This is a genomic window from uncultured Agrococcus sp. (assembly GCF_945915485.1).
In the GTDB taxonomy this organism is placed as follows: Bacteria; Actinomycetota; Actinomycetes; order Actinomycetales; family Microbacteriaceae; genus Agrococcus.
Genome location: NZ_CAMEFJ010000119.1, coordinates 1 through 5909 on the forward strand (window position 1 = coordinate 1; position 5909 = coordinate 5909).

A 5909-nucleotide genomic window follows, 5' to 3' on the forward strand; every position below is an offset into this window, starting at 1 on the left:
GACTTCAACGCCTTCGTCCGCGGTTCTGCGCCAGATCACCGCTCCCGCGGCGAGGACGGTCACCGGCTTCTGCCTCTCGTCCGTCGCTGAATCTCGATCATGCGATCCCTGTGCAGATCATTGAGCGGTTCGCCGTCCTCGCGGTAGGCGTGGCGTTTCCAGGTGCCGTCGGGCATGGCGTGCCAGCTCGCGGTCTCGTCACTCATAGCACGGTCGAACATACCGGAGATGTCTTGCATGTGCTGGGTCGAGGTGAGCTGGATGAGTGCCTCGACGCGGCGGTCCAGGTTGCGGTGCATCATGTCGGCCGAGCCGATGAAGATCTCCTCGTCGCCATCGTTGAGGAACGCGAAGACACGCGAGTGCTCAAGATATCGCCCCAGTATGGACCGGATCTTGATGTTCTCGCTGAGCTCGGGAACACCCGCCTTGACCGAGCAGATCCCGCGCACCCAGATCTCGACTTCGACGCCGGCGCGGGATGCCCTATAGAGCTCGTCGATAATGCGCTCGTCGACGATGGAATTGACCTTGATGCGAACGCGGGCGCGTTTGCCTGCCTCCGCGTGCTCGATCTCACGATTGATTCTGGCGAGCAGACCTTTGCGTAGGAACCTCGGAGCTACCAGCAGGCGTTTGAAGTTCTGCGGGATCGCGTAGCCGCTCAGCTCGTTGAACAGGCTCGTGATGTCGCGGCCGACCTCGGCATTGTCGGTGAAGAGGCCGAAATCCTCGTAGAGTCGACTCGTCTTCGGGTGGTAGTTCCCCGTGCCGATGTGGCAGTAGTTCTTCAGCTTGCCGTGTTCACGGCGCACGACCATGAGCAGCTTGCAGTGCGTTTTAAGCCCAACGAGGCCGTAGACGACGTGCACCCCCGCACGCTCCAGTTTGCGCGCCCAGTTGATGTTGTTCGTCTCGTCGAACCTCGCCTTGATCTCGACGAGGGCGAGCACTTGCTTGCCCTGAGCCGCCGCGCGGATGAGCGCTGCGACAACGGGGGAGTCTCCGCTCGTGCGATACAGCGTCTGCTTGATGGCGAGCACGTTCGGGTCGTCCGCAGCCTGTTCGAGGAGCGCCTGGACGCTCGTTGCAAACGATTCGAACGGGTGATGGACGAGCACGTCCTTCCTGGTGATGGCTGAAAAGATGTCGTCGCTCTCGTCCGAATCGTTCGGGAGCAGCGGCGCGGCCGTCACGGGCACTCGCTTCGTGAAGTGCAGTTCGGGGCGATCGAGCCCTGAGATCTGGAACATACCGGTCAGGTCCAGTTCGCCCTCGAGCAGATACACCTCCTGCTCGCTGATGCCGAGTTCGCGAATCAGGAGATCCAGCACGCTGTCGTCGACGTCCGCTTCGATCTCGAGGCGGATAGGTGGCCCGAATTTTCTACGCGAGAGTTCCTTCTCGAGCTGTTGGATGAGGTTCTCTGTCTCGTCCTCGTCGATCGTGACGTCTTCGTTCCTGGTCACTCTGAAGATGTGGTGCCCCAGGACGTCCATGCCGGGGAACAGCACGTCGAGGTTGTTCGCGATGAGATCCTCGAGGGGGAGGAACCTCGCGGATGCGCTGCTGGTATCCACGGGCACGAAACGGGGCAGAATGGGCGGCACCTTCAGGCGCGCGAACTCCTCGGTACCGGACTTCGGGCTGAAAACGCGAACGGCGATGTTGAGCGACAGCCCCGAGATGTACGGGAACGGGTGAGCGGTGTCTACCGCCAACGGCATGAGCACGGGGAACATGTCGTCGTAGAAACGCTGCGTCAGATCCGAACGCTCTTCGTCGCTCAGCGAATCCCAGGATGCGATCTCGATGCCCTCTGCCTCGAGCGCGGGTCGGATCGATTGCGAATAGCACTTCGCGTGACGTTCTTGCAGCTCCCTCGCGCGCGTGACGAGCCGCTGATACTGGTCGTGCGGCGAAACGCCCACGTTGGTCGGCACGGCCAGCCCGGTGACGATGCGACGCTTCAGCCCGGCCACTCGCACCATGAAGAACTCGTCGAGGTTCGATGCGAAGATCGCGAGGAAGTTTACGCGCTCCAGGAGTGGCAGTTGCTCGTCCTCCGCCATTTCGAGCACTCGCTGGTTGAAGTCGAGCCAACTGAGCTCGCGATCCGAGAACCTGTCCATCGGCAGGCCGTCCTCCGTCGCGGACGCACGGTACTCCAGTTCGGCGTCTTCTTCGTCAACGTCGTGAAGCAAGTCGATCTCTTGCGTCATCACATGGTCGTCCGTCATGATCCAATCTTGCCAGGCGCGTATGAACAGACGGTGCCATCAACGCCCGGCGAGGCACGTCTGCGCGAGATGCTCGGCGTCGGCTCGAGCGTCGAGACCGGCAACCCCGCGCGGAGACTCAGTCGTCGGGCGGCGTGACGAACTCCTGGATGATGGCCGGAGAAGCGTGAATGCACAGCATCTCCAACTCCTCCTCGCCGATACTTCGAAATCGATGGACGGTCTCGGCGGGGACCGTAATGATGTTGCCGCCCTTCGCGACGAACTGCTCACCGCCGGCCTCGATCCGCACTTCGCCATGGAGTACAACCCATGTCTCGGTGTAAGGGTGCCAGTGGTAATCGGGGCCCTGACCGTGAGGTGTTCGGACCCAGAACATCGATACCTCTGCGCTGTGCTTGGTTCCTTCGAAGCGCGCGGTGCGTGAACCAGAGAGTTGCAGGACGCTTCGGTCGGTAACTGTTAACATTCTGTTTCCTTCGCCTTCTCGTCGAGCCGGGGGCTATCGGACAGGGGTCCTGCTGCGGTCAGTGAGAGTCCGCCGACGTTGGGCGCGGAGGAGCTGCGTAGGTGTGCAGCACCGCACCGGAGTCGAACTCCTCTGTCGATGCAAGTGTGAAGCCGAGGCTTCCGGACCAGGGGGACACGCCGGCCCTCAGCGTCACGGGGTGGATGATGACCCGGATCTCATCGATCAATCCGTCTCGCAGCATGGTTCGGAAGAGCCGGGCACCTCCGCTGACTCCGATTCGCTTTCCGGGAGCGCTTCGGATCGCTTCGATTTCGGCTGCTGGGCTGCGACTTGCTCGGCTGCCCGGCCAGTTCGTGAGTACGAGTGTTTCCGGGTGGCTCGTGAATACGATCTTCTCGTGGTTGTTGACAGCGTCAGCCAGCTCACCGGTTTGGTTCGGCCAGTGAGCGGCCTGCGCGAGGTACGTATGACGCCCGAGGAACATCGTGTCGATACCCCGCATCGTGTCGGCGGCGTGCTCGATGACGTCCGGTCCGAAGCGCAACCAGTCGAGTTCGCCTCCGGGCCGGGCGATGAAGCCGTCAAGGCTCATATGGAAACCCGCGGTGACGATTCTGGCTTCCGTGGGCACGGCAGTCACACGTGACCCTCCGAGTTCGTGCGCAGCGAGGAGAAATAGCTGCCGATGGAGTCCGCAAGGATCACGGGGTCGACATCGTGCGTCTGGCCGGGAAGTTCTTCGAGGGTTCCATTCCGCAGGGTCTCCGCGAGACCGGACGCAGCCGATCGCAGCCAGGGCTCGCTCGCCGATCCATGCATCACGAGCGTAGGAAGTTCCACGCTGGAGAAGGCACTGATCGCCTCGGGTCGTCCCTGCATGGTGTCGCCCATGACGTGTGCATCATAGACGAGGGTCTGGGCAAGCTGTTCGAGCAGGGACCAGAACGGTTGCCCGGCCATCCCCTCGACCATTGCAACGGGCATTCCCACTGCTTCGGTCATGAAGAGTTTCACTGCTTCGCCGGGTCTACCCGCCGTGACTTCTTCCTGCAATCGCATCGCATAGTCCGGAGTCACCGGTGGGCGATCCTGCGAGACGACGAAGGGCGGTTCGTAGCACGCCAGTGCGTCGATGCCGAGGCCGGCGGCAGCACAGCGCAGTGCGAGCGCCGCGCCGGAAGACAACCCCACGACGAAGCCGCGTTCGCCGAAGGCGTCGAGCACAGCGGCGACATCCTCGATCTCGCGGTCGACTGCGTAACCGTCTTGATCTTCACTCGCCCCACGTCCTCGACGGTCGTAGGAGACCACCCGGAATCGTTCCGTAAGCCGTTGCGTGAATGCCGCGCGCCCTGGATCCAGTCTCCGGTAGGTGGCAGCGCCGTCTATGCGGAGCAGCAAGGGCCGATCGTCGTTTCCTGCTACGTCATACGCGATCGTGGTTCCGTCGTTGCTCAAGACCGTATCGTTTCGCATTGCGGTCATCCTTTCGGGTTGGGTACCGGCCAACACGCTGAGTGGGCGGTACAGTTCAGTGCAATTGTCAAGTGGTGTACGTCAGTGTCGAATGTGTTCTCGGCGATCGGGTCATTTCATCCCGATTCGCCAAGCGGCAGCAGACAGCCAGGTAAACGAGACGACTCCCGCAGCGAAATAGAAGATTCCTGAGGTGCCGGTGAACAGTGTCGTCCCGAAGATGATGAGCAGCGGGGTGGCTGCTCCCGCGATGAGAGAGAGGTTTCGCCAGCCGGGAATCGCCCTGCCGAAGTGTCGTGCAAGAACAAAGCAGCACGCGATCAGGGCAATGAATGCGACGAAGAATCCGAGGCTGTGAAGACCTCCTGTCACGCTCATCCCCGCTGGCGCACCTTCTGGCGTACCGGCCGGAAAGCCGAACGCGGCGTCGGGAGGAAAGAGCCCGGCTATGACCATTCCGATTCCGAAGGCGCCGATCAGCACCGGCGCCCAGGTGCCGCCCCGCGATCCACGGAGTCGCCGTCGAAATCCGAGTGCGGACAGCAGCGCCAGTAGTCCGCAAACCGCGAAGTTCATCGACTGCACCCATCCGAAATCCCCATTCTGCAGGGAGCTGACCGCGTGTCGTGCAATGTCGAAACCGGGCCTGGTGATCATCTGCACGACAGCGACTACGAGAAACACCGGGGCGATCGCGGCACCGCACCAAAGCAATCCTGCTACGCCTGTACGCCGCGCAGCGACGGTCAGATGCTGAGTGCTGTTCATCGGGATCCTCGATTCAAAACTGTTCGTTGAAGTCAGATGCGCATCAAAGTAGGGCCGGTGGGGCTCGTCCTTCACAACGCTTGCTTAATGAGTACGGTACTGTTCAGTACTATCACTGTCAAGTGGAGAGGTGGATTCACTCATGAGCGGAACAATGGGTAACGGGTTGGCGGTCGCGTTCATCGTGGCGAGGTGTGCCGCCGCGGCTGCTGCGCTGCTGGCGGCCACAGCAGCTGTCGGCGCGGCCGGTGCGCTCGCGTCGGTGGACTCAGCAGCCTTGATGGTCGAGGTGTGGCGTGCTTTGGGGATCGCGACCTTCTGCGCGCTGTTCGTCCTCTTGGCGGTGCGGCCGCGGTCCATAACTCTGTGGAGCATCGTGCTGGGCAACAAGCTTGTCCTCTTCTGCGTCGCACTGACTTTCGGGTCGGCTGTGCCCGGCGCGGTCACCGCAGCCGTGTGGGATGGTGTTCTGGTTGCGCTCTTGTCCGTCGGTCTTGTCGGTTCAATAGCCGCGCGACGAAAACATCATGAGGTTCCCGAGTCTGCGCCGAAACCTGCTGTCTTCGACCATCTCGGCATTACGGTCCGTGACCTGCCCCGCGCAACTACGCAGTTCGACGCGCTGATGCGCGCAATGGGATTCACACGCGAGGATGCCGAAGGCGGCGTTTCCTGGTGGAAGGATGGCGAAACAGAGTTGATTCTCTTGCCGACCAGCGAAGCAGCAGCAGAACCTCATCGGCACGGTCGGGTTGGCTGGCAGCACCTTGCGTTCGCTGCGAAGTCTCGGGCGGACGTTGATCGCCTCTACGGGGTCGCGCTGGATGCTGGGTGGACGATAGTCCGTGCGCCCAAGATCTTTCCGCAATTCAATGATCGCTACTATGCCTCATTCGTCGAGGACGACAGCGGAATCCGGATCGAGTTCATGCACAACCCGGGCGCAGCCTAGG

General features: G+C 61.9%; 6 protein-coding genes. 1 reads left to right on the top strand and 5 read right to left on the bottom strand.

The features are described 5' to 3' along the window. Positions 1-59: 59 nt before the first annotated feature. The 5 genes from Q0O95_RS12890 to Q0O95_RS12910 all read right to left on the bottom strand — a co-directional run bounded on the left by Q0O95_RS12890 (position 60) and on the right by Q0O95_RS12910 (position 4956). On the bottom strand, positions 60-2240 hold the full coding sequence (locus Q0O95_RS12890) for an RNA degradosome polyphosphate kinase (RefSeq protein ID WP_293699403.1): 2181 nt from the start codon (positions 2238-2240) through the stop codon (positions 60-62). 118 nt (positions 2241-2358) lie between these two features. Beyond that, the gene (locus tag Q0O95_RS12895; RefSeq protein WP_293699405.1) at positions 2359-2709 is read right to left on the bottom strand and encodes a cupin domain-containing protein; all 351 of its coding nucleotides are present in this window, start codon (positions 2707-2709) and stop codon (positions 2359-2361) included. 58 nt (positions 2710-2767) lie between these two features. Next, the gene (locus Q0O95_RS12900) at positions 2768-3352 is read right to left on the bottom strand and encodes a dihydrofolate reductase family protein (protein WP_293699408.1); all 585 of its coding nucleotides are present in this window, start codon (positions 3350-3352) and stop codon (positions 2768-2770) included. After that, positions 3349-4188, bottom strand: a complete 840-nt coding sequence (locus tag Q0O95_RS12905; protein WP_293699410.1) for an alpha/beta hydrolase — start codon at positions 4186-4188, stop codon at positions 3349-3351. Before Q0O95_RS12905 ends, Q0O95_RS12900 begins: the two co-directional genes overlap by 4 nt. A 111-nt stretch (positions 4189-4299) precedes the next feature. After that, a complete protein-coding gene (locus Q0O95_RS12910; RefSeq protein WP_293699411.1) occupies positions 4300-4956 on the bottom strand; it encodes a DUF998 domain-containing protein in 657 nt (218 codons plus the stop codon). Positions 4957-5098: 142 nt separating this feature from the next. On the opposite strand from Q0O95_RS12910, the gene Q0O95_RS12915 reads away from it, so the two are divergent. Beyond that, on the top strand, positions 5099-5908 hold the full coding sequence (locus tag Q0O95_RS12915) for a VOC family protein (protein WP_293699413.1): 810 nt from the start codon (positions 5099-5101) through the stop codon (positions 5906-5908). The last annotated feature ends 1 nt before the right edge of the window (position 5909 follow it).